The following is a 20,816-nucleotide window of genomic DNA, read 5'->3' as shown; positions in this document are numbered from 1 at the left end:
CCCGAGCCGGGGTTGGCTTTCAGCCTTCGGATTTATTGCGGTTCAAGACCCATGCCGCGCCGAGCGCGAAGCCGACAGCGGCGGCGAGCCCGAGCGCGGTCATGGGCTTGTCGGCGACGTTGTCGCGTGTTGCGTCGGCCGCATCGTTCAAGGCCTGTTGGGATTTGCCGTACAGCACCTTTGCCTTGCCGGCCAGGCCCATGGCGGGGTCGCGCAGCATGCGGCCGGCCAGGTGCTGCGCTTCTCCCGCGACCTCGTTCGCGATGGCGTGTGCGTGTCTCGTGTCCATGATCGTGCTCCTGTGTGCTCAGGGTGGGTCATTGAATTTGCGCGCTCCACTTGCGCAATGACGGTGGAGCAACGCGAATGCCCGCCGTGCAGCGATCGATGAAACACGGGCGAATCAGCGCTCGCGCGCAAGCATCAGCGCGGCGGTGAGCTAATCAAGGCCGGTAGGCCTGGCGAGATGCCGATCGAAGCCGGCCTGCGCGTTGCGCTGCACGCCGGGGCGACGCTTTCCGAGGTGAAAGACACGTTGGGCCTGACTTATTTCGATGCCTGAATAGCGCGGGGCGCAGGAACATGCGATGCGAATTTAAAGGTATCCGAAGTCCGATTGGCTGAGCATGCCGGCATGCCCGATGCGCTGTATCAATGGGGATGCCGCGGGTTGGAACATCGGAGTGAGTTGGGAGGGAAACGACGATGCGCAGGAAATCACGCTCATTGCGAGCGATGGCCGATAAATGGCTCTTCTTGCGGCCGGACACGCAAGTGCATGTGACGCGTGTTGCGCAGGGTGCGAGGAAGCATCGGTCGTGCGTCTATGTCAGCGCGGTCGGCGCCGTCGGCGAATCGGGCATGTTCTTCTTTCGTCACGACGACGGCAGCTGGTACATCTTTCCGCCGGACGAAGCGCGTCCGGCGCTCGGCGTCGAGGGCCGTGACGTTTGAGCGCCGAAGCAAGCTGCGACACGCCCGGCCGGCGCGCTGGCGCCGTTCACGGGCCGAACAGGCCCTGCGTTGGCAGCGACAGGTTGCCGTGATCGACGAAGCGTGTGCCGCCGCCGATGCCGCCCGCCAGGCGCCCGCGTATTTCGTAGGGAATGTTGCCGGCCTGTGCGCTGCCCGCAAAGGCGAAAGCCTGCCGGACGGCGGAGAGTGCCGGCACGGTTAGCGGCACGAAGATCACCGCTTCGCCGAAGCGCGGCACGACGCCGCTTTGATCGCTTACGCCGCTCGCGAACGATTGACCGTTCAGGTCCAGTTGCAGTGACACGCCGCTAAATTCGACCGGCGTGTCGTTGGGATTCTGGATGCGCAACTTCACGTTGAAGCGCATTTCCATCCCCTCGCCCTGGAGTGGCTCCAGCCCCGCCACGTTGACCCGCAGCGGGTCTCCCGTCAACCCCGCGCAGCCGCCAAGCCAGAACAGCACACAAAGCAAGGCGCAAACAAGTCGCATTGAGCGCCTGACGTCAGGTGCTGGCATGGCGAGTACCTCGTCTGGAGAGTCCGCGGGTGCCGCTTAGTGTAGCGTCGATCCTTCGCGGATTTCGCGCTATGCGCCCGACTGTTGCCGGCCCCCGAGTTTCGATTCGCGTGTTCGAGCGGGCGAAGTCGACCGGATCGATCCGGATTGCATGGATTCGGGCCAAACCTCGGATACGATACGTCCCCGACGCTTAAGCGATGTGCGCCACACGCGGCCTGGATTCTTTCAATCTGCTTTCGCTGGTCGTCGTGCTGCTCGTGCAGGGCACGCGCCAAGTTTTCGGCATGCGTGCCGTGTGGCGGTGCAGCCGTCGCCCTGGAACGTGGTGCTGCTCGGCCTTGCGATCGTCACGTTGCCTTGCATGTCTATCGGCATGGTGATGCTCGCTCACGATCGGATACCTGGGCGCATGGAAAAACTCGCGACGATCGACGAACTGACGGGCGCCTCGGTCGACTTCAGCCGCGAGGTGCAGACCGTCCTCTATTCGCGCAACGACGGCGACGTGCAGATCATGGAGGGCCCGCAGGTTCAGCGGTTCGACACCCTCTGCAAGCGCAGTCTGGAAAGCGGGCGGCGCGTGGTCAGCAACGTCAAGGATATCTGGGGCGATTCGCGGGCGGCCTCCGAACTCGGGATTTGCACCTATGCGAGCGCACCGGTCTGCGCGCAAGGCGGCGCCGTCATCGGTACGCTATGCGCCATCAGCCGGAACATCTCGCACAACGCGCCCTGATCGACGACATGACGGAACTGCCCAACCGGCGCGCGCGGCGCTCGACAGGCGGACCACGAAATGTATCGCGTCAAGCGCTTGCGGCGCGCGGCTCGCGCCGGCAAGAGCAACTGGACATTCGGGTAAGTCTTCGGCTGCCGCTTTCAACCCCCTTTAGGGTCTTCCCTGCCATAGGTGTTTCCGCCTGTTTTTGACGACTCGACGCGCGTATTCTGGACTGCTACCTTGCCGGGCGCAGGTGCACCCGCAGCGTCGATCACGTTTGCGGCGTGCGCCGCGAGGGAATGTCCGCGCCGCAACCATGCGGGCGGTGTTTATGTTCTTGACCACCTTGATATCCAGAACCGAGGGGATCCCATGAAAAAGTTGTTTGCAGCCGTATCTATTGCCTTGATCGCCTCCACGGCCAGCGTCGGCGCCTTTGCGGCGGACACCATTCGCTTCGGTGTCGATGCAAGCTATCCGCCGTTCGAATCGAAAGCGCCGGACGGCAAACTGGTCGGCTTCGACATCGATCTCGGCAACGAGATCTGCCACCGTCTGAATGCCAAATGTGTCTGGATCGAGAACGACTTCGACGGCATGATCCCGGCGCTGAAGGCGCGCAAGTTCGACGGCGTGCTTTCGTCGATGTCCATGACCCCGGCGCGCAAAGAGCAGATCGCGTTCTCGGACAAGCTGTTCAACACGCCGACGCGTCTCGTCGCCAAGACGGGTTCGGGCATCATGCCGACCGCCGAATCGCTCAAGGGTAAGCGCGTGGGCGTGGAGCAGGGCACGATTCAGGAGGCCTACGCAAAGGCGCATTGGGCAACGGCAGGCGTTGAGGTCGTGCCTTACCAGAACCAGGACCAGGTTTATCAGGACCTGCTGGCCGGCCGCGTGGACGCCGCGCTGCAAGACGCCGTGCAGGCCGACGTGGGCTTCCTGAAGACGCCGCGCGGCAAGGGCTACAGCTTCGCGGGCGGCGACCTCGACGATCCGGCAACGCTCGGCAACGGCGCCGGCATCGGCCTGCGCAAGGAAGACGCCGCGCTCAAGACGAAGATCGACGGCGCGATCGCCAGCATCATCAAGGACGGTACGTACAAGAAGATCGAGAAGAAGTACTTCGACTTCGACGTGTATGGCAAGTGATGTGACGCGTCCAGCGTGACATGTGCACGGCGCGAGAGCGGATGCACCGCTCTCGCGCCGCGTGTCAGCGGAGCGTGCTACGCGGCCTCGCGCAGTGTCTTCGCTTGAGTCGAGTCTTTTTTCGGTGGCGCCCCGAACATTCGCGTGTATTCGCGGCTGAACTGCGAGGCGCTCTCGTATCCCACTTCGAAGGCGGCGGCCTGTACGCTCATCGACAGCGAAAGCAGCAGTCTGCGCGCTTCCAGCAGCCGCAACTGCTTCTGGTACTGAAGGGGCGGCAGCCCGGTCAGCGCCTTGAACTGCCGGTGGAACGCCGAAGCGCTGAGCTGGGCGACTGCCGCCAGGTCTTCCACCCGCACGGGTTCGGCAAACCGCACACGCAAGTTTTCCACCGCGCGCAGCAGGCTGTGAGAAGGGCTTTCCGTCGACGCCAGCCTCGCGATTTCCGAACCGTTCGGACCGCTTAGCAACCAGTAGCAGATCTCGCGCATCAGCATGGGATACAGCATGCCGATGGCGTCCGGCGTGTCCAGCAGGCGCACGGCACGCAGCGCGCAATCGGCGAGGGGGCCGTCGAAGTTCGCGACGAACACGCCGCGGCTTGCGTCCGCCGCCGGCACGGGCGCAGGCGATATCTCCTTTGCCACGGCGCGCAACATGGCCAGGTCCAGCTCGAGAATCAGAACCAGGCAAGGCTTGTCCGGGCTCGCCTCGAACACGCGGCCCCGCGACGGCGTTTCCACGCCGACCACGAGCGCTTGACCGGCGCGATACTCCAGTTGTTCCCCGCCAAAACTGGCCCATTTGGCGCCCTGGGCGACGATGCACAAAGCCGGCCGCGCCGAGCGAAACGTGGGCGGCGCGGGATGGTCGGAGCGCAGGATGAGCAGTCCGTCGACAGCGGTGCTGTATGGGCTCGTGCCCGGCTGTGTTTGCGTGTAGCGCAGCAGGGCGGCGGCCAGATCGTTTGTCATGGGGGCTGGATAAGAAACGCGCGACGGAAAGTGCGCGACGGTCCATCTTAGTCAGCGAAGCAGGATTAGGCAAGAATCGGGGAGATTCGGGTATTCACTCGCCGGTCGCGTCAGGCGCAGAATCGACGCTATCCAACCCAGCGAGAGGTGCCAAATGGCAACGAACAACGGCAGTCAGTCGGGCCCGAAAATCGCAGTCGTCACCGGAGGCAGCCGTGGGATCGGTCGCGACACGGTGCTGCGGCTGGCAAGCCGCGGCGTCCACACGGTTTTCACCTACAACACCAATCGAGACGAGGCGGAGAAGGTCTCTGCCGAGATCGCGCAAGCGGGCGGCCGGGCGATTGCCCTGCAGTTGAATATCGCGAATTCGGGCGCGTTCGACGACTTCGTCGCGCGCCTGCGAGAGGCGCTTGGGACGCTCAATGCAACGGGCTTCGATTATCTGGTGAACAACGCCGGTATCTCATCGACGGCCACGCTCGCAGCGGGCACCGAAGCGGAGCTCGACGCGCAGTTCGCGGTGCATTTCAAGGGGCCGTTCCTGCTGACGCAAAAGCTGCTGCCGCTCATTCATGACGGCGGCCGGATTGTGAACATCTCTTCGGGCCTTGCGCGCTTCGCGTACCCGGGCCGCTCGATTTATGGCCCGATGAAGGCGGCTGTCGAAGCGCTCACGCGCTATATGGCGCTCGAACTCGCGCCGCGCAGGATCGCGGTCAACGTCGTGGCGCCGGGCGCCATTGCCACCGACTTCAGCGGCGGTATCGTGCGGGACAATCCTGAGGTCAACAAGGCAGTGGCGGAACATACCGCGCTGGGCCGCGTGGGATTACCGACGGACGTGGGGCCCGTGATTGCCGGTCTACTATCGGATGACTTTGGCTGGGTGAACGCGCAACGCATCGAGGTGGCTGGCGGCATTCATATCTGATTGCGCGGTTGATTTCGCGCGTTAAGGCGTGACGCTTTTGCCGGACGCGTCGACTTCGATACCCCAGTCGCCCTGTTCGAGCCAGTCGTCGCCGAGCAGTTCGGCCGGATGCTGCGTGCGGCTCTGGCCGTTGCCGCATCGCATGTCGTTGGCCGGGCAGTAGTGGTCGCAGCCCCAGCACAGGCGCTCGGGGCGCAGCGGGTGAATCGGAAACTTCTTTGCCATGATGTCGCCCACGCGCGATCTCGGACGGAACGCAATATCGAGATTGTGTTCTTTCCGCGGCACGGTGGCAGATGGCAGACTGCCGCGCCCAGGAAGGGCGGTGAAGAGGTAGAAGGCCGCGTCGCTCTCCCTGCGTGTTGTTGCCACAGGGTCATGCTATGGTCGTACGGCGTCCGGCCGATCCGGTCGCCGCGCCTGGAAGCGCTGAACACAACGACCTGCGTGCTCCTCCATGACCCGTTCGAGTCCTTTCCCGCCAAAGCGGCGCCGTGCGTGGCCGCTGATTTTGCTGTGTGCCGTCGTCATCGTCCTGGCTGCCATGGTGCTGGCGGGCTGGCTGGCATTGCGCGGCAGCTTGCCACAGCTGGACGGCACGCGTGCCGTGCCGCTCTCCGCACCGGTAACGATCGGGCGCGATGCGCTCGGCGTGCCGACGGTACAGGGCGGCACGCGTGGCGACGTTGCGTATGCGAGCGGTTTCCTTCACGCGCAGGACCGCTTCTTCCAGATGGATTTGCTGCGCCGGGTCGCCGCTGGCGAAATGGCGTCACTCATCGGCCCGGCGGCGCTGCCGCTGGACCGACGCGACCGGCCCTTGCGCTTTCGCGAGCACGCGCAGGCGGCGCTCGCCGCGCTCTCCGCCGATCAGCGGGAGTTGATCGAGCGCTACACGGCGGGTGTCAACGACGGCCTGCGCTCGCTTCGCGCGCGGCCGTTCGAATACTGGCTGTTGCGCGCGCAACCGGCGCCGTGGCGTCCCGAAGACACAGTGCTCGCGGTCTACGCGATGTACTTCGATCTTCAGTATGACCAGGTGAGGCGCGTACTCTCTCGTGCGGCGTTGCGCGAGCGCGTGCCGGCCGATCTGCTTGCGTTCCTGCTGCCTGAGACGAGCCACTGGGACGCCCCGCTCGACGGGCAGCGCCCATTGGCGCAGCCGCCGGCGGCGCTGCCCGCCGCGCCGCCGTCATGGCTCCCGTCAACGCGGTCCGCCGTCGATGCCGAACCGGAGGCCAACGTACTTGTCGCCGGCCTGCCTGGTTTCGTTAGCGGCTTCGCGGGCGGCGGGAGCGCGGTCGATTCGATGGTCGGCAGCAACGGTTTCGCGGTCGACGGCGCGCACAGCGCACACGGCGGCGCGCTGCTCGCGAGCGACATGCACCTCGGCCTGTCGTTGCCGAACATCTGGTACCGGATCTCGCTCGTCTATCCTGCGCCCGAAGGCGGCGTGCGGCGCATCACGGGCGTCAGCTTGCCGGGTACACCGTTCGTCGTGGCCGGCAGCAACGGCCATATTGTGTGGGGCTTCACGAACAGCTATGGGCGCTTCGTCGATCTGGTCGAACTTCAACGCGATCCGGCCGATCCACTGCGCTACCGCGTCCCGAACGGCGGATGGGAGCGCGCGCAGGTGATCCACGAGCGGCTCGACGTGAACGGCGGCGCGAGCGTCGATCTGCCGGTCGTACAAACGCGCTGGGGGCCGCAGATTGTGGCCGGCGAGCGCGCGTATGCATTGCATTGGGTCGCGCACGATCCGCAGGCGACCAACATGAACTTCATGCGGCTCGAAGGCATCACGAACGTCGCCGACGCGTTGCATGCCGCGCAGACCTTCGGGATGCCGACGCAGAACTTCATGGTGGCCGACGCGCAAGGCCATATCGGCTGGACGCTCGCCGGGCCGCTGCCGCGCTTCGCGGATGCCAATGCGGACGCTGAAGTGGACGGTCAGGCGGCAGCGCTCGCGAGCATGCCGTACCTCTCCGGGACGTACGCCGGCTGGCAAGGGTATCGGACGCCCGATGCGTATCCCGTGCGCGTCGATCCGCCGGCCGGCCGCATCTGGACCGCGAATAACCGCACCCTGCCGATGGAAGATGTGGCGCGAATCGGCGATGCCGGCACCGATCTCGGCGCGCGCGCCACGCAGATTCGCAACGACCTGCTCGCGCTGCCGCACGCGAGCGAGCGCGACATGCTCGCGGTGCAGACCGACGATCGCGCGTTCTGGATCGAGTACTGGCGACGCGTGGCGCTCGACGCGCTCGATGCACGCGCGCTCGACGGCCATCCTCAACGCGCCGAATTCCAGCGCCTCGTTCAGGCGTGGGATGGCCGCGCCGATGTGAATGCTGTCGGCTACCGGCTGGTGCGCGCGTTCTACGACTCGCTCTACGAAGCATGGTTCGGGGTACTTGACAAGCAGATGGCCGCGATTGCGCCGGACCTCAGCTATCGCGCGGCGAACTCGCGTTACGAAGCGACGATGGAGACGCTGGCCGACCATCGCGCGTGGATACCGGGAGGCTTCGCGGACTGGCGCGCGTTCATGCTGGACCGCATCGATCACACGATCGCCCGGTTGCCCAAGGGCACCACGCTCGAAGAGGCGCGCTGGGGCGAGCGCAACCGCTCGACCATTGCGCATCCGTTCGCGCGCATGGTGCCGGCATGGCTGCCGTGGGTTCGCGGCTGGCTCAGCGCGCCGCACGACCCGCTCCCGGGCGACATCAACATGCCGCGCGTGCAGGCCCGGGCATTCGGCGCGTCCGAGCGTTTCGCGGTGTCGCCGGGGCGCGAACAGGACGGCATCCTCGAGATGCCGGGCGGCCAATCGGGCAATCCCATGTCGCCGTTTTTCCTCGCGGGGCATGAAACGTGGGTGCATGGCGACGCGGCGCCGTTCCTGCCGGGCGCACTGGTGCATACGCTGAAGCTCGTACCGGCCAGCGCGCAGCAGGCTGGAAACTGAGGGCTCTCAGCGTCATGGATGTCACGTCCCCCTCGAAATGCGGCGCGCGCGGCGGGTTAGCAGAACTCCGCTGACACCGCTAGAAGCGCTGGCTGATTCTCCCTATATCCGTTGCCCTCCTGCCCTTGGTGGGGGGATTGCATCAAGCTTGGCGCGCTTGCGTCGAGGCTTTCGCTCGCCGTGATACATATAAAACGGAATCGAATAAAGGGACAGCCATGAGATGGCTCGATCGCATGACGGTGCTCAAAAAGCTGCTGACAGCATGCATCAGCAGATCGGTTTCGCGCCCGTGCCGGCAGGTGTGGACAACGCCGAACTCGTACGCCGCGCCATTGCGGCGAGTGTCGCGTTGGGAGACAGCGTCGCCGCGCTGATCGATTCGCTGCAACGCGAGGCCAAGAGTGCGCAGACCGAAGCCACGGTGCAATTCCAGCATTTGCGCACCCTCATCGTGGCGATGCTGCTCGGTGCGGTCGCGACAGGCGCATTGCTGGCCTGGTTGATTTCGCAGCGGCTTTCGCGCCAGCTGGGCTGCGAGCCGGCTCACGCCATGGAAATCGCGGGCCGTATCGCGGCTGGCGATCTTTCGGTATCCATAGCAACGCATGCTGGCGATACGAGCAGCCTGCTGTACGCGCTCGGCGAGATGCGTGCGCAGCTAACCGGCATCGTCGCCGACATTCGCGCGGTCGCGCAAATGGACCAGGTCACGCAGCAAAACGCGGCCTTGGTCGAGCAGGCGGCTGCCGCGGCAAGCTCGATGGCCGATCAGGCGGCGCAGTTGCAGCAGGCGGTGTCGGTTTCCAGATTTGCGGGCGCTTGACGTAAAAGCCGATGCCGCAGCGATCGTTGCGGCATCGGAGCGTCATCGGGAAAGACCGCGTGCGTCGACTGGCCAGATCGCTTCCACGCGATCGCCCCGAAAGCAGAGGTCGCGTGTAAACGCCGCTGGCAACCCGTTCGGGGCGTGCAACCATGCTGCACCAGTATTGCACACGCCGTGGCCGGCCTCCGCGGAGCGCCGGCTTTTGCCGGTAGGACCAAGGTCTGATTGTCCGCATCCGCCACGGCCGCCATGATCTGCGTGTGTTGCTCGCCAGATTCGCTACTCAGGGGTGCGTGAATGGGGACTCTGTCCAGTTTCGTGAAGCGCGCGTGGCTCGCCGCCGCGGTGCTGCTCGCGGCCGGTTGCGCCCAGCCGTGGCAAAGCATCGAACCGGGCAGCGACCAGTCTGCGTTGATCGCGCGTCTCGGGCCGCCGCGCGAAACCTATAACCTGCCGGACGGCGGCAAACGTCTCATGTGGCCGACCCAGCCGATGGGGTCGACGAACACCGTCGCCGACATCGACGCGAGCGGGAAGGTCGTGAGTGTGCGTCAGGTCATGCAGGAGAGCGAGTTCTATCGGGCGAAAGTCAACGAGTGGACACGCAACGATGTCCTGATCAATTTCGGCCGGCCCGCGGAGACGGCCTACTTTTCGCGCATGCAGCGGGAAGTCTGGTCCTACCGCTACATCGCGAACAACATCGACTACATGATGTTTCACTTCTACTTCGACGATCAGGGCATCTTGCGGCTCACGCAGAAGACGCCCGACCCAATGCGCGACCGGAACCTGAGGCGCGGGTTCTAGACCGGGTTCCGTTTAGAGGCGTGTGTGCGTAACGCCCAGGATTCGACGACTCTGCACCGCCTCGCGCGTGCGTGGCTATCGGCTGCGCCACTCGTGCTGCCTGGCGTCTTGCGCGCCATGGAGTTCAATATCTACTGAAGCTTTGCGCGAGCGCCGCTTTCGTTACCGGCTAAGGGCAGAGCAAGGGCATGGCTTCGAAACTCGCGCAATGCGTGCGGCGACAAGGCGTGCCTGTTGAAAAGCTATCAGCTGCGCGTGGCAGAACTCAGGCGGCGCAGCTAGTGGCAGTACAGGTCGTTTTCCGCGTTGAACATGTCGAACGCGAGGCTGATTGCCTGATCCCTGCGCACGGTCGCCAGCCAGCGGCTACGTTGCCACTGCGCCACCGTATTGCCGACAAAGACCGCGCTTGCCGCGTCGCCCGCGCGCGTGGCGATGAACGCCGCCTGCGCAGCGATGGTTCCGGGTAGCGGGCGATAGTAGGACCAGTCCGCCTGCTTGAGCAGCGCCTCGATCACGAATTCGTCGTCGACAAGGGCGGCGCAATCGCCCGCCTGGAACGCCAGCAGCGCATCGAGCGGCCGGTCGAATCCGCGCAGGTTCGCGTGGTACTCGCGCGCTGCGCGCCGTGCATAAGGGTTGCCCTGCGATGCGCAAATCGCGCGGCCGTTCAGGTCTCGCCATGTCCGCACGTTGCCATGATCCAGCACGAGCGCCATGCCACGGCCGCTCGAATACGAAGCCGGTGCGAACGCGACTCGCGCGTCGGGCGAGAAGTCCAGGCCGGCAATGGCGGCATCGGCTTTGCCCGCCTGCAGCGCGGCACGCGCGGCGGCCGGTTGGGCCAGCAGGAACTGCACAGGCAGCCCTGCGCGGCGAGCGAGGTCCGAAGCGAGCGCCGCCGCGAACGGGTCGGGCGAGCGCAGCGCGCGGTCGACCTTGCCGACATAAAGCGCAGGCGCGGGGCGCGGGGGCACCGCCACGATCAGCACGCCGCGTGCTGCCGCGGGTGCGAAAGGCAGGTCGCTTTCGGGAAGGGCGCGTGGCAACTCGCGGTTCAGCGCCCACGCGAGCAGCGCGAGTAATGCGAGCGCTGCGAACATGGCCGTTAGCGCGGTGGCGGGCCAGCGCAGGCGCCGCGGAATTGCCGAAGCGTCGAGCTCAGCGTTCCTAGCCATTCTGCGCGAGTCCGACGCGCCAGCGCAGCAGTTGCCGTTCGAGTATCGACAGGCCCTGATTGATCAGCAGTCCAAATATGGCGAGCAGCACGATACCCGCGTACATATCGGGAATCTGAAACGTCTCCTGCGAATTGAGCGTATAGAAGCCGAGCCCCGAACGTGCCCCGATCATTTCCGCCGCCACCAGCGCCGTAATGCTGTAGGCGCCCGCCAGACGCACGCCTGTGAGGATCTGCGGCAACGCAGCCGGCAGCACGACCTTCGTCGCGATAAAGCGCTGCGAGGCGCCCATCGAGCGCGCGCAGTCGATCAGCACGCGCTCGACCTGTTTCACGCCCGCAATGGTGTTGAGCAGCACCGGCCAGAACGCGGCCCACACGACAATGGCGATCTTCGACGACTCGCCGATGCCGAGAAACAACATGAAAACAGGAAAGAGCGCAAACGCCGACACCTGCCGCAGCAGTTGAAAGACAGGATCGACGACGCGCTCGACGCGCTTGAACCATCCCAGCAGGAAGCCGAATGCAATGCCACCGGCCACGGCAAGCAGCAAACCGCTGATGGAGCGCACGGCGCTCGCACCGATATGGGTCCACGCGTCGCCGTTTTCGAAGAGCCGCGCGATGGCGAGGGCGACTTGTGTAGGCGGGCTCAGGTAAGCCGCGTTGACCACGCCGAGTCGGGGCAGCAACTCCCACAACAGGAGGAAGGCGGCGAGCGCGAGGGAGCGCTCCACGCCTACGTATAGGCGCGCGAAAGATGAAGCTGTGCGCGCGCGCTGAACGCTGTGCGAGGATTCGCGGACCGCGCCCGGGTTGGACATCGGGTCAGACATCGAATCGGACATGATCGGCTCCCGTCAATGCATGGGTTTGCGGCTGTGCGTCGAGTCGCGTGTCGAGTTCCGTGCTGAGGCTCGCCCATGCGCGCTGACGCAGCGCGACGAACGCCGCCGAGTGACGCAGCGCGGCGTCGCGCGGGCGCGGCAGGTCGACGTCGATGATCTCTTTCACGCGTCCGGGGCCGCGCCCAAGAATGGCGATGCGATCGGAGAGAAAGATCGCCTCGTCGATGCTGTGCGTGACGAACACGACGGTCGTGGCGCTTTGCTCCCAGATCGCGAGCAGTTCCTGCTGAAGCAATTCGCGCGTCTGTGCGTCGAGCGCGCCGAACGGCTCGTCCATCAGCAGGATCTCGGGGCCATAAGCGAGCGCACGCGCGATGGCCACGCGCTGGCGCATGCCGCCGGAAAGCTGATGCGGATAGTGATCCGCGAATTCCAGCAGGCCCACGAGGCGCAAGAAGCGTTCGGCCTCGCTGCGCCGCTCGACGCGTTTCATGCCGCGAATTTCGAGTCCCGCCTCCACGTTCTTGCGCACGGTGCGCCACGGAAAGAGCGCGTAGCCCTGAAACACGAAGCCGAGCTTTTGCCGCACGGCGCTCACGGGGTCGCCGTCCACGCGAATATCGCCCGAGGTTGGCAGCGTGAGGCCGGCGAGCACGTTGAGGAAGGTCGACTTGCCGCAGCCGCTCGGGCCCAAAAGCGCCATGAATTCGCCTTCGCGTACGGCGAGATCGAAGCGTTTGAGGACCGTATGGTGCGTGTCCGTTTGCGCGTTGCTATAGGTGAGGGAGAGATCGCGCGCGACGATCTTCTCGCGTAGCGCAGTTGCCATGCTCACGAGCGTGTTCCGTTCGGCAAAATCGTCGCGCTGGCCTGGGCCTCGTGCTTCGCGAACGGATTGAAGTCGTTCGTGTAGACATCCTTGACGTTGACCTTGCCTTTCGGAATCTTGCCGGCCGTTTCGAGGATATCGATGTAGTACTGGATGGGCGGCTCCGTGACCACGAGATCCTTCACGTAGGCATACCGCTCCACGAGCCGAACGTCGATGCCGAGCCGCTCGGCCGTCAGCTTGCGCGCTTCGTCGGGATGCGCATTGACCCAGTTGCCCGCCTTCGCGATGGCCGTGACGAAGTCGCGCACCGCCTGCGGGTGGGCACGGGCGAACGCGCCGTTCACGCTATAGGGCGCCATGCCGCCAAGGCCGTGATCCTCGTCCCAGTCGCTCCACAGCTTGCGCAGTTGCGGATCGGCCTCCGCCGAGCCGGAAAAGGGCGGATGAATGATCGCGACATCCACGTTCTTCGTGACGAGCGCCTGCTCGGACTGATTGTCGGGCACGACGAGCCAGTTCACCTTCGATACATTCACACCGTGTTGCGCCAGATACTTTTTGGTCACGAACTCCGCGCACGCGCCGAAGCTATTGAACGCTACCGTTTTGCCTTCGAAGTCCTTCGGACCGAGAATGCCCGAATCCTTGCGCACGAAATACTTCATGTGCGGCGCGTCGGGCAGTGTTTCGCCGCCTGCGGAAATGACCTTGATATCGGCGCCGCTGGCAATCGCGGAGATGACGAGCGGCACCATGCGCGTGCCGAAATCGATATCGCCGGTGCCCACGAGCGGAATGATCTGCGGCGCGGAAATCTTGCCGACATATTTGGGCCGCGTGCTCGTGTTGTCGAAGTAGCCGAGCTTGTCGGCGAGATAGACCAGGTCGAACGCGGGATTGTCGGGGTACTTGAAGTAGGTGATTTGCTGCTGCGCCGGCGCCTGTCGGGTCGTGACAGACGCGTCTTGCGCCTGCTCCCCATGCGGCTTGCAACCGCCCTGGAGTACCAGGACCGCAGCGGCGCACGCGGCAAGCAGAACGGTTCCGGCGGAGCGCCGACGGATTTTCGGGGAGAACGCCTTCATGAGCGGAGACTCGGCAACGAGCAGGGTAGTGGATTGACGATGCTCGATGATTGTCGATCTGCAACGATTCCAGGCAAACCAACGAATTATGATTTGCTTAGTTGTTCGTATCGACAATGCGTCAATCCGGCTACTCTGCAGTTGCTTCGAAATATCCGCTGCGGCGGTGGTTTTGCTTTTTGCGTTGATTGGGTGCGAAAGGGGCGGGCCGCACGCCACGCCCCTTTCGAACGCTCAAGGCAGCGAGATCGTCAAATTTGCCGATTGCGGCCCGAGCTTGATGAGTTGCGTATACGGGGCGAGCATGTGCACCGTGTTGTCGCGCAGCCAGGTGCTGAGGCCGAGCCAGGCGAGCAGACCCACCAGCGCGAACACCGCGCCGATGGACCACAGCGGCACCTCGCGTTTGAGGCGGTGCGCAACCTGATCGGGCAGCGGCCAATGCGGCGCGAAGGCCGCGCGCTTGCCCTTGATATGCGCGATCTCGTCGCCCAGGCGCGCCGTGAGATAGGCGAGCTTTTCCGGCCCTTCGAGAATGTACTTGCCCTGGAATCCGAGCAGCAGGCACATATGGAAGACCTCGAGCGACTGCAGCCGCGGCGCGCCTTGTGCGCGACATTCCTCGAGATACTGGAAGAACTTCTCGCCCGCGAGTTGCTCGCCAAAGAGCGCGAGCTGCAAGGGGCGGCGTTCCCACGCTGCGCGAATTCGGAACGACGACGCCAGCACCGATTCGTCGAGTGCGGCGCAGAACGCGAACTTGGCCGCGTACACGTCTTCGGCCGCGACGTTCAGCTTCTTCGCGCCGCGCTCGAAATCGCCCAGAAACTGCTGCACGCGCGCGCCGAATTCGCTGGCGTCGCCGGGCTCGCGGCCGTTCTTCAACAGGAACAGCATGAAGAAGCCGTCGTAGAGCAAATCGAGCAGCGAGCGCACCTGGTAAGCGGGCTCCGCGGCAGGCGCGGGGTGATTCACGGGCGGCGCCGCGTCGCCGAAAAGGGAAGGGGCGTTGCTCATGACGTCACCGCGATCAGTTCGAGTTTGAGATCGTTGATGCCCGAGGGCGCATAGACCATGGCCGACTGCGCCTGCACCATGCGCTCATAAAGCGCGCTACGCGCCTCGAACGCGAAATAGCATGCGCCGGGCCGCACGGGAATGGCGGGCGGCACCTGGGGCGTGTAGACGAGCCGCACGCCCGGCATGGCCGAGAGCACGAGCTTGTCGACGTCGTCGGGCGCGCCGACCTTGAAGCGAGCCGGCACGGCCTCGACGAGGTCGACGGCGGGCATGTCTGCCGAAACCGCGAGATAGAACGTGGTCTTGTCGTCGATCTTGCCCGAATCGAGCCGGCCGATATGGAACGACGGACGCACTTCTTCGAGCGCAATGGCGAAGTATTGCGTGGAGATCACCGTTTCGAGCAGGTCGCGCAGTATCGTATCGAGGCGCGCAAAGCCGGGGCCGGGATCGTCGTGACGGTACGCCGGCAGGTCGGCCAGCGCGTAGCCCTTGGAGAACGTCATGAGCTGGCCCGCGAGGCGCAGCAGCTCGTGAAAGAGCCGCTCGGGGTGAAGCGCCGCATGCTGATAGAGATGTGCGAGCGTGGCGAACGCGCCGCTCGCCGTATGCAGCAGCCAGAACGAGGCGATGTCGCCCGAACGGAACTCGATGATGTTCTTGGTCGGCTCGCGATGAAAGCCGTAGAGCGCATTGACCTTGGCCTGCAGCGCGTCGATGAGGCGGCGCAGACGCTGGTGCAGGAGCGGCGACGCTTCGATGGCGAGACTCGGCGGCACGAAGCTTTCGTCGACCTCGAATCCCGAAGTCGCAGTGCGCCGCACGCGTGCGACGGGCACCGAGAGCAACTGATCGCGCGGCTCGCTGTGCGCGATCAGCTTGACGTTCGTTTTCAGGAACGTCACGTCGGCCTGCGCGGCGTCCGTGTAGTGATCGGCTACGCTCGCCTGCTCGCTCACGTAACGCGTGACGAAGCCGTCGTTGCGATCCGGCGCGTAGTTCGTGCCGGTTTCGCGCATCTGGTGCAGCGCCAGGTAGAACGTGAATTCGTTGATGCCCTCGGGCAGCGTGTCGAGCGCCACGGGCGGCGGCAGGTCGTCGGCCTGCGGCGCGCTGTAGAGCGTGCCGTCCGGAAACACGAGCGCGAGTTCGCTCATGCGCAGCATGTTGCTGCCCAGTGCGTCGTGGTCGAGCCGCGCGGTGCGCACGCCCCAGTTGTACGGCGCAATGGCCTGGATCGATTCGAAGAGGCGCGCTTCGTGATAGGCGTCCTGCCGCTGGAAGTGCTGAGGCCTGAGGAACAGGCCTTCTCCCCAAAGCACTTTCGAGGAATAACTCATGTTAAATCGGCTATATGCGTGATTCGGCCCGTGCCGCTCGCGCCGGCGATCGGCGGACTGAAATTGTTAAATATCCCGCTTGCTCGTTACTCTGCCTGGTGCTTTGCCCTTTATTCACCCGCAAGTCACCGACGAAAGCAGATTCAGCTGCTGCGGCGGTAATCCCTGGTCCGGCGAGATCACCGTGCCGCTCGTGACGGTCATTGCGCAGTTATGCAGGCCGACCATTATGCCGGATTTCTCGGATTTCGCAGGATCGAAGGCGAACTTCCAGCGCTGCATGGCCGGATCGCGGAATAGCGCGACGATGCCGAAGGCTTGCGCCTCGCGTGAAACCTTTTCTGTGGCGTTATATCTCTGGCCCGGAATGAGCGTCACTTCGCGCACGCCGAGCAAGTCGCTGCCCAGCGCGCTCTTTTCTTTTGCGGGGTCGGTGAACGTATCGAACGGCGCCTGCTGGAATGACGTAGGGTCCTTCAGCACGTATAGCCGCACGACGAGCGCAAGCGGCTTGCGGTCGGTCGCCGCGTTGAGGTTTTGCGCGGCAAGCAGCGTGATACCGAGGTCGCGCGGGGGTTTCTGGCTGTCCGGCACGTCGGGCTTGCCGATGCCCGCGAGTTGCAAAGCGGCCGACGCCGCACTGCCGAGCGCCGGTACGGCCGCCGCGCAGCCGGCGAGTTGCGCCGCGACGATGAGGATCGATGCGAAACGAATAACACGCGCATTCATTATTTGTTGGCCAGGCGTGAATGCCCGGGGTCCGTTAAGTGGTGATATGCGATCCGGATAATGCTATCCGCATAAAGACGCGTTTAACCCCGCGTGGCGCCGATAAGCGGTTGATTAAGTGATGCGGCAAACTTTTCCGGCTCGCTCGTGTTTTCAATTGCACGAGTGAGAAATTCTTTCCTGTGTGAATTTCTTGTGGCAGTAAACCCCGTGTCAAAGAAGCTATTTAGTGTCGGCGCATTACATTAAGAAGTTGAATTATCAAAATTTGGGCTGTACTATACCCGCGCGCTAGAGCTAAAGCAAAACTCTAGTTCCCTCCCATCGAATTAATAATTACACGCTGGTGAAAGAATGATAAACCGGGTCATTTCAAGGCTCTCCGGGGTGGTGCTGGCATGCGGGGTAATCGCGGGCTGCGCTACGCAGGACCATAATCTCGCGGCATCGCCAGACGCATTCAACAAGGCGCTAGCCGACGCCGATACCGCGGCGAAGGGCGGCGATCAGGATCGCGCGATCGCGCTTTACCAGAAACTCGCCGCTGCGGATCCCACGCGCGAAGAACCGTGGTCGCGCATCGCGCAGATCCAGTTCCAGCAGCAACACTATGGACAAGCCATCGTGGCGGCGCAGGAAGCGCTGCAGCGCGATCAGACCGACCGCGCCGCGAAGAGCGTGCTGGCCGTGGCCGGTTTGCGCGTCGCGACGCAGTCGCTTGGCGAACTGCGCCAGGATGCCTCGCTACAGGGTGATGCGAAGTCCGATGCGCAGGCGCTCGCGAAGCAGTTGCGCGACACGCTCGGCGAGGATTCGCTGTTCCCGCCCGAGCAGGCGGATAAGCCCGCGCCGAAGAAGCGCCGCATCGTTCGCCATGTGCAGAAGCCGGCGGCGAAGCCGGTTGAAACAGCCGAGGCCGCGCCGGCTGCACCGTCCGCGCCCGCAGCCCCCGCGGCTGCGGCTCCTGCGCCCGCGCCCGCCAAAGCGGCGCCGGCCAAAGCGGCGGCAAGCGGTGGTGCGTCCGATCCGTTCAGCGCACTGCGCTGAACCGCACGGCGGTGAATTGCTGACAACAGGTCTTGAACGACTTGAACAGGGGAGCCCTCGATGGCCAAGAAAGAAAGTATTCAGAAGCGCTTGCAGAAAGTGCGGCCGCCGCGCGTCCAGTTGACGTACGAAGTCGAACTCGGCGACGCGATTGAGGTGAAGGAACTGCCGTTCGTAGTCGGCGTGATGGGCGATCTCGCGGGTCAGTCGGAAGTCGAACAGCCGCGGCTGCGCGACCGCAAGTTCGTCAATATCGACCGTGACAATTTCGACGACGTCATGAAGGGCATCGAACCGCGCGCGGCGTTCCAGGTCGAGAACCGCTTGAGCGAGGCGGGCGGCAAGTTCGCCGTGGACTTGCGCTTCCGTTCGATGGCCGACTTCAATCCCGACGAAGTCGTCGCGCAGGTCGAGCCGCTGCGTCGTCTGCTCGAGGCGCGCTCGAAGCTCGCGGACCTGCGCAACAAGCTCGCCGGCAACGACAAGCTCGAAGACCTGCTGAGCGAGGTGCTGGCCAATACGCAGCAATTGCAGGCGCTCGCGGGCAACACGGGCGGCGCTGGCGAAGCGGATCGTGGCGAGCGCAACGAATCCGGCGACGGCAACGAGCAATAAGCGCGAGGGGAGATCGACATGAATCAGCAGACTGGCGCAGTTCGCGCACCGGCCCTGGAAGAAGCCAAGGCCGCGCCCTCGTTGCTCGACGAGATCGTCGAAAAGAGCAAGGTGGCCAAATCCGAATCCGAGCACGCTCGCGCGAAAGACCTCATTGGCGAGCTCGTGCATCAGGTGCTGGAAGGCACCGTGATCGTCTCGAGCAATCTTTCCGCGACGATCGATGCCCGCGTGGCCGAACTCGACCGCCTGATCTCGGCGCAGCTGAGTGCCGTGATGCACGCGCCGGAATTCCAGGGGCTCGAAAGCACCTGGCGCGGCCTCGAGTATCTGTGCAAGGAAAGCAATACCGGCTCGACCATCAAGATCAAGGCGCTGCACGCGCCCAAGCGCGACATCGTGCGCGACTTCAAGACCGCCGTCGAATTCGACCAGAGCGCGCTCTTCAAGAAGATCTACGAAGAAGAGTTCGGCACGTTCGGCGGCGCGCCCTTCGGTGCGCTGATCGGCGACTACGAAGTGACGCGCCAGCCCGAAGACATGTATTTCATCGAGCAGATGTCGCATGTCGCGGCGGCGGCGCATGCGCCGTTCGTCGCATCGGCCTCGCCGGAACTGCTCGGCCTCGAGTCGTTCGCCGACCTTGGCAAGCCGCGCGATCTCGGCAAGGTGTTCGACACTGTCGAATACACGAAGTGGAAGTCGTTCCGCGACGCAGAAGATTCGCGCTACGTGGGTCTCACGCTGCCGCGCTTTCTCGGCCGCCTGCCGTTCAATCCGAAGGACGGCGCGACGGCGGAAGGCTTCAATTTCGTCGAAGACGTGGACGGCACGGATCACGCAAAATACCTGTGGTGTAACGCGGCATGGGCCTTTGCGGCGCGTTTGACCGCGGCGTTCGACGACTTCGGCTGGTGTGCGGCGATTCGCGGCGTGGAGGGCGGCGGCCTCGTGGAAGACCTGCCCACGCATACGTTCAAGACCGACGACGGCGAGATCGCGCTGAAATGCCCGACCGAAATCGCCATCACCGACCGGCGCGAAAAGGAACTGAGCGACCTCGGCTTCATTCCGCTCGTCCATTGCAAGAACTCGGACTACGCCGCGTTCTTTGCCGCACAGTCAGTGCAGAAGCCCAAAAAATATAGTACCGACAACGCGAACGCGAATGCCGTGCTTTCGGCGCAGCTGCAATACATCTTCTCGGTGTCGCGCGTGGCGCACTATCTGAAGGCGATGATGCGCGACAAGATCGGCAGCTTCGCGTCCGCGCAGAACGTCGAAGTGTTCCTGAACCGCTGGATTTCGCAGTACGTGCTGCTCGACGACAACGCCTCGCAGGAACAAAAGGCGCAGTTTCCGTTGCGCGAGGCATCGATCCAGGTCAGCGAGATTCCGGGCAAGCCGGGTTCGTACCGGTCGGTCGCGTTCCTGCGGCCGCACTTCCAGCTCGACGAACTGTCGATTTCGCTGCGGCTCGTGGCGGATCTGCCGAAGCCGGCGAATGCATAAAACCGCGCGAGCGCGCAACTGAGTTGAGCAGGAGCGGTCCGCTATCCAGCGGATCGCACCGGGAAGCAACCCGGGGGCATCGCCCTCGGGCCCGCGTTAGCAAACTACCGTAAACCACCACTCTGGGGAGTCGAGGCGTTATGAAGGACATCTATCTAAAATTCGGCAATCCGGCCATCAAGGGCGAGTCGCAGGACAAGGACCATGCTGGCTGGATCGAAATCGATTCGTGGAATCACTCGATTCTGCAGCCGCGTTCGGCAACGGCCTCGACGGCGGGCGGTCACACGGTCGAGCGCTGCGAGCATGCCGACATGCGCTTCCTGAAGGACATCGACGTGGTGAGCCCGCTGCTCTATCAGCACGCTTCGGGCGGCACGACCTTCGACGAAGTCACGATCGACTTCATGCGCTCGGACGGCGAGGGTAACCGCATCAAGTACCTCGAAATCAAGCTCAAATACGTGATCATTTCCAGCATCACGCCGGAAGTGGTCGGCGAAGGGCTGCCCACGGAGCAGTTTTCGCTGAAGTATGCGGCCGTGCAGTGGAAGTACACGCAGCAGAAGATCGGCGGCAACCAGGGCGGCAATGCGCAAGGCGCATGGAGCCTCACGAAGAACGACAAGACCTACGCGGTCTGACGCGGCGTGCGCAGGCGGCGCGCGCGATCGCGTGCAATGCCTGCGCCGGTTTCATCTGGCTGACCG

General features: G+C 64.2%; 21 protein-coding genes and 1 pseudogene. 11 read left to right on the top strand and 11 right to left on the bottom strand.

Annotated elements, in window-relative coordinates; all coding sequences use genetic code 11:
• Nucleotides 1-19 precede the first annotated feature (19 nt).
• Nucleotides 20-289: a CsbD family protein gene (locus ACOJB8_RS25540; RefSeq protein WP_069266645.1), complete on the bottom strand. Its 270-nt coding sequence runs from the start codon at nucleotides 287-289 to the stop codon at nucleotides 20-22.
• A gap of 416 nt (nucleotides 290-705) precedes the next feature.
• On the opposite strand from ACOJB8_RS25540, the gene ACOJB8_RS25535 reads away from it, so the two are divergent.
• The gene (locus ACOJB8_RS25535; RefSeq protein WP_069266644.1) at nucleotides 706-954 is read left to right on the top strand and encodes a hypothetical protein; all 249 of its coding nucleotides are present in this window, start codon (nucleotides 706-708) and stop codon (nucleotides 952-954) included.
• A 46-nt stretch (nucleotides 955-1,000) separates the two neighbouring features.
• Here ACOJB8_RS25535 and ACOJB8_RS25530 read toward each other — a convergent pair whose 3' ends face one another.
• The gene (locus ACOJB8_RS25530; protein ID WP_475014940.1) at nucleotides 1,001-1,465 is read right to left on the bottom strand and encodes an LEA/WHy family protein; all 465 of its coding nucleotides are present in this window, start codon (nucleotides 1,463-1,465) and stop codon (nucleotides 1,001-1,003) included.
• Nucleotides 1,466-1,799: 334 nt separating this feature from the next.
• On the opposite strand from ACOJB8_RS25530, the pseudogene ACOJB8_RS25525 reads away from it, so the two are divergent.
• Both ACOJB8_RS25525 and ACOJB8_RS25520 read left to right on the top strand, forming a co-directional pair.
• Nucleotides 1,800-1,943 (top strand): annotated as a pseudogene (locus ACOJB8_RS25525) (GGDEF domain-containing protein); the annotation flags it as partial.
• A 645-nt stretch (nucleotides 1,944-2,588) separates the two neighbouring features.
• Nucleotides 2,589-3,368 carry an ABC transporter substrate-binding protein gene (locus ACOJB8_RS25520; protein ID WP_069266641.1) on the top strand — a complete coding sequence of 260 codons (780 nt, stop codon included), beginning with the start codon at nucleotides 2,589-2,591 and terminating at the stop codon, nucleotides 3,366-3,368.
• Between the two features lie 77 nt (nucleotides 3,369-3,445).
• Here ACOJB8_RS25520 and ACOJB8_RS25515 read toward each other — a convergent pair whose 3' ends face one another.
• Complete coding sequence (locus tag ACOJB8_RS25515; protein ID WP_475014937.1) at nucleotides 3,446-4,342, bottom strand: AraC family transcriptional regulator; 897 nt, start codon at nucleotides 4,340-4,342, stop codon at nucleotides 3,446-3,448.
• Between the two features lie 154 nt (nucleotides 4,343-4,496).
• Between ACOJB8_RS25515 and ACOJB8_RS25510 the strand changes: the two genes are divergently transcribed.
• Nucleotides 4,497-5,276 carry an SDR family NAD(P)-dependent oxidoreductase gene (locus ACOJB8_RS25510; protein WP_342948788.1) on the top strand — a complete coding sequence of 260 codons (780 nt, stop codon included), beginning with the start codon at nucleotides 4,497-4,499 and terminating at the stop codon, nucleotides 5,274-5,276.
• Between the two features lie 21 nt (nucleotides 5,277-5,297).
• Here the strand turns inward: ACOJB8_RS25510 and ACOJB8_RS25505 are convergent, their stop codons facing one another.
• The gene (locus ACOJB8_RS25505; RefSeq protein WP_342948789.1) at nucleotides 5,298-5,501 is read right to left on the bottom strand and encodes a DUF3079 domain-containing protein; all 204 of its coding nucleotides are present in this window, start codon (nucleotides 5,499-5,501) and stop codon (nucleotides 5,298-5,300) included.
• Between the two features lie 232 nt (nucleotides 5,502-5,733).
• Here ACOJB8_RS25505 and ACOJB8_RS25500 point away from each other — a divergent pair, with 232 nt between their 5' ends.
• From ACOJB8_RS25500 to ACOJB8_RS25490, 3 genes are all read left to right on the top strand, one after another.
• Nucleotides 5,734-8,256, top strand: coding sequence for a penicillin acylase family protein (locus tag ACOJB8_RS25500; RefSeq protein ID WP_342948790.1), 2,523 nt, complete (start codon nucleotides 5,734-5,736; stop codon nucleotides 8,254-8,256).
• A gap of 265 nt (nucleotides 8,257-8,521) precedes the next feature.
• Nucleotides 8,522-9,082 carry a hypothetical protein gene (locus ACOJB8_RS25495; protein ID WP_475014934.1) on the top strand — a complete coding sequence of 187 codons (561 nt, stop codon included), beginning with the start codon at nucleotides 8,522-8,524 and terminating at the stop codon, nucleotides 9,080-9,082.
• 300 nt (nucleotides 9,083-9,382) lie between these two features.
• On the top strand, nucleotides 9,383-9,895 hold the full coding sequence (locus ACOJB8_RS25490) for a hypothetical protein (protein WP_475014932.1): 513 nt from the start codon (nucleotides 9,383-9,385) through the stop codon (nucleotides 9,893-9,895).
• A 278-nt stretch (nucleotides 9,896-10,173) separates the two neighbouring features.
• Here ACOJB8_RS25490 and ACOJB8_RS25485 read toward each other — a convergent pair whose 3' ends face one another.
• From ACOJB8_RS25485 to tssJ, 7 genes are all read right to left on the bottom strand, one after another.
• Complete coding sequence (locus ACOJB8_RS25485; RefSeq protein ID WP_475014930.1) at nucleotides 10,174-11,073, bottom strand: type 2 periplasmic-binding domain-containing protein; 900 nt, start codon at nucleotides 11,071-11,073, stop codon at nucleotides 10,174-10,176.
• On the bottom strand, nucleotides 11,066-11,926 hold the full coding sequence (locus tag ACOJB8_RS25480; RefSeq protein WP_475014927.1) for an ABC transporter permease: 861 nt from the start codon (nucleotides 11,924-11,926) through the stop codon (nucleotides 11,066-11,068). Before ACOJB8_RS25480 ends, ACOJB8_RS25485 begins: the two co-directional genes overlap by 8 nt.
• Nucleotides 11,907-12,755 (bottom strand): ABC transporter ATP-binding protein, encoded by an 849-nt coding sequence (locus tag ACOJB8_RS25475; RefSeq protein WP_475014989.1) that lies wholly within the window; start codon nucleotides 12,753-12,755, stop codon nucleotides 11,907-11,909. Before ACOJB8_RS25475 ends, ACOJB8_RS25480 begins: the two co-directional genes overlap by 20 nt.
• A 2-nt stretch (nucleotides 12,756-12,757) precedes the next feature.
• Nucleotides 12,758-13,843, bottom strand: coding sequence for an ABC transporter substrate-binding protein (locus tag ACOJB8_RS25470; RefSeq protein WP_475014925.1), 1,086 nt, complete (start codon nucleotides 13,841-13,843; stop codon nucleotides 12,758-12,760).
• A 234-nt stretch (nucleotides 13,844-14,077) separates the two neighbouring features.
• Entirely contained in the window at nucleotides 14,078-14,860 is a 783-nt protein-coding gene (gene icmH / locus ACOJB8_RS25465; protein ID WP_475014923.1) for a type IVB secretion system protein IcmH/DotU, read from the bottom strand.
• Nucleotides 14,857-16,203 carry a type VI secretion system baseplate subunit TssK gene (gene tssK, locus ACOJB8_RS25460; RefSeq protein WP_069266632.1) on the bottom strand — a complete coding sequence of 449 codons (1,347 nt, stop codon included), beginning with the start codon at nucleotides 16,201-16,203 and terminating at the stop codon, nucleotides 14,857-14,859. The genes icmH and tssK overlap by 4 nt, the downstream gene beginning before the upstream one ends.
• Nucleotides 16,204-16,317: 114 nt before the next feature.
• Complete coding sequence (gene tssJ / locus ACOJB8_RS25455; protein WP_342948796.1) at nucleotides 16,318-16,932, bottom strand: type VI secretion system lipoprotein TssJ; 615 nt, start codon at nucleotides 16,930-16,932, stop codon at nucleotides 16,318-16,320.
• A gap of 354 nt (nucleotides 16,933-17,286) precedes the next feature.
• Between tssJ and ACOJB8_RS25450 the strand changes: the two genes are divergently transcribed.
• The 4 genes from ACOJB8_RS25450 to ACOJB8_RS25435 all read left to right on the top strand — a co-directional run bounded on the left by ACOJB8_RS25450 (nucleotide 17,287) and on the right by ACOJB8_RS25435 (nucleotide 20,750).
• Nucleotides 17,287-17,979, top strand: coding sequence for a tetratricopeptide repeat protein (locus ACOJB8_RS25450; protein WP_368618861.1), 693 nt, complete (start codon nucleotides 17,287-17,289; stop codon nucleotides 17,977-17,979).
• 60 nt (nucleotides 17,980-18,039) lie between these two features.
• On the top strand, nucleotides 18,040-18,594 hold the full coding sequence (gene tssB / locus ACOJB8_RS25445; protein WP_342948797.1) for a type VI secretion system contractile sheath small subunit: 555 nt from the start codon (nucleotides 18,040-18,042) through the stop codon (nucleotides 18,592-18,594).
• Nucleotides 18,595-18,612: 18 nt separating this feature from the next.
• Nucleotides 18,613-20,106, top strand: a complete 1,494-nt coding sequence (gene tssC, locus ACOJB8_RS25440) for a type VI secretion system contractile sheath large subunit (RefSeq protein WP_069266629.1) — start codon at nucleotides 18,613-18,615, stop codon at nucleotides 20,104-20,106.
• A 140-nt stretch (nucleotides 20,107-20,246) separates the two neighbouring features.
• Nucleotides 20,247-20,750, top strand: coding sequence for an Hcp family type VI secretion system effector (locus ACOJB8_RS25435; protein WP_028206760.1), 504 nt, complete (start codon nucleotides 20,247-20,249; stop codon nucleotides 20,748-20,750).
• Nucleotides 20,751-20,816: the final 66 nt, after the last annotated feature.

The organism is Paraburkholderia sp. BR10141 (assembly GCF_056155635.1).
Note: the sequence above shows the minus strand (reverse complement) of the source record. Positions and strands in the feature narration are given on the sequence as shown.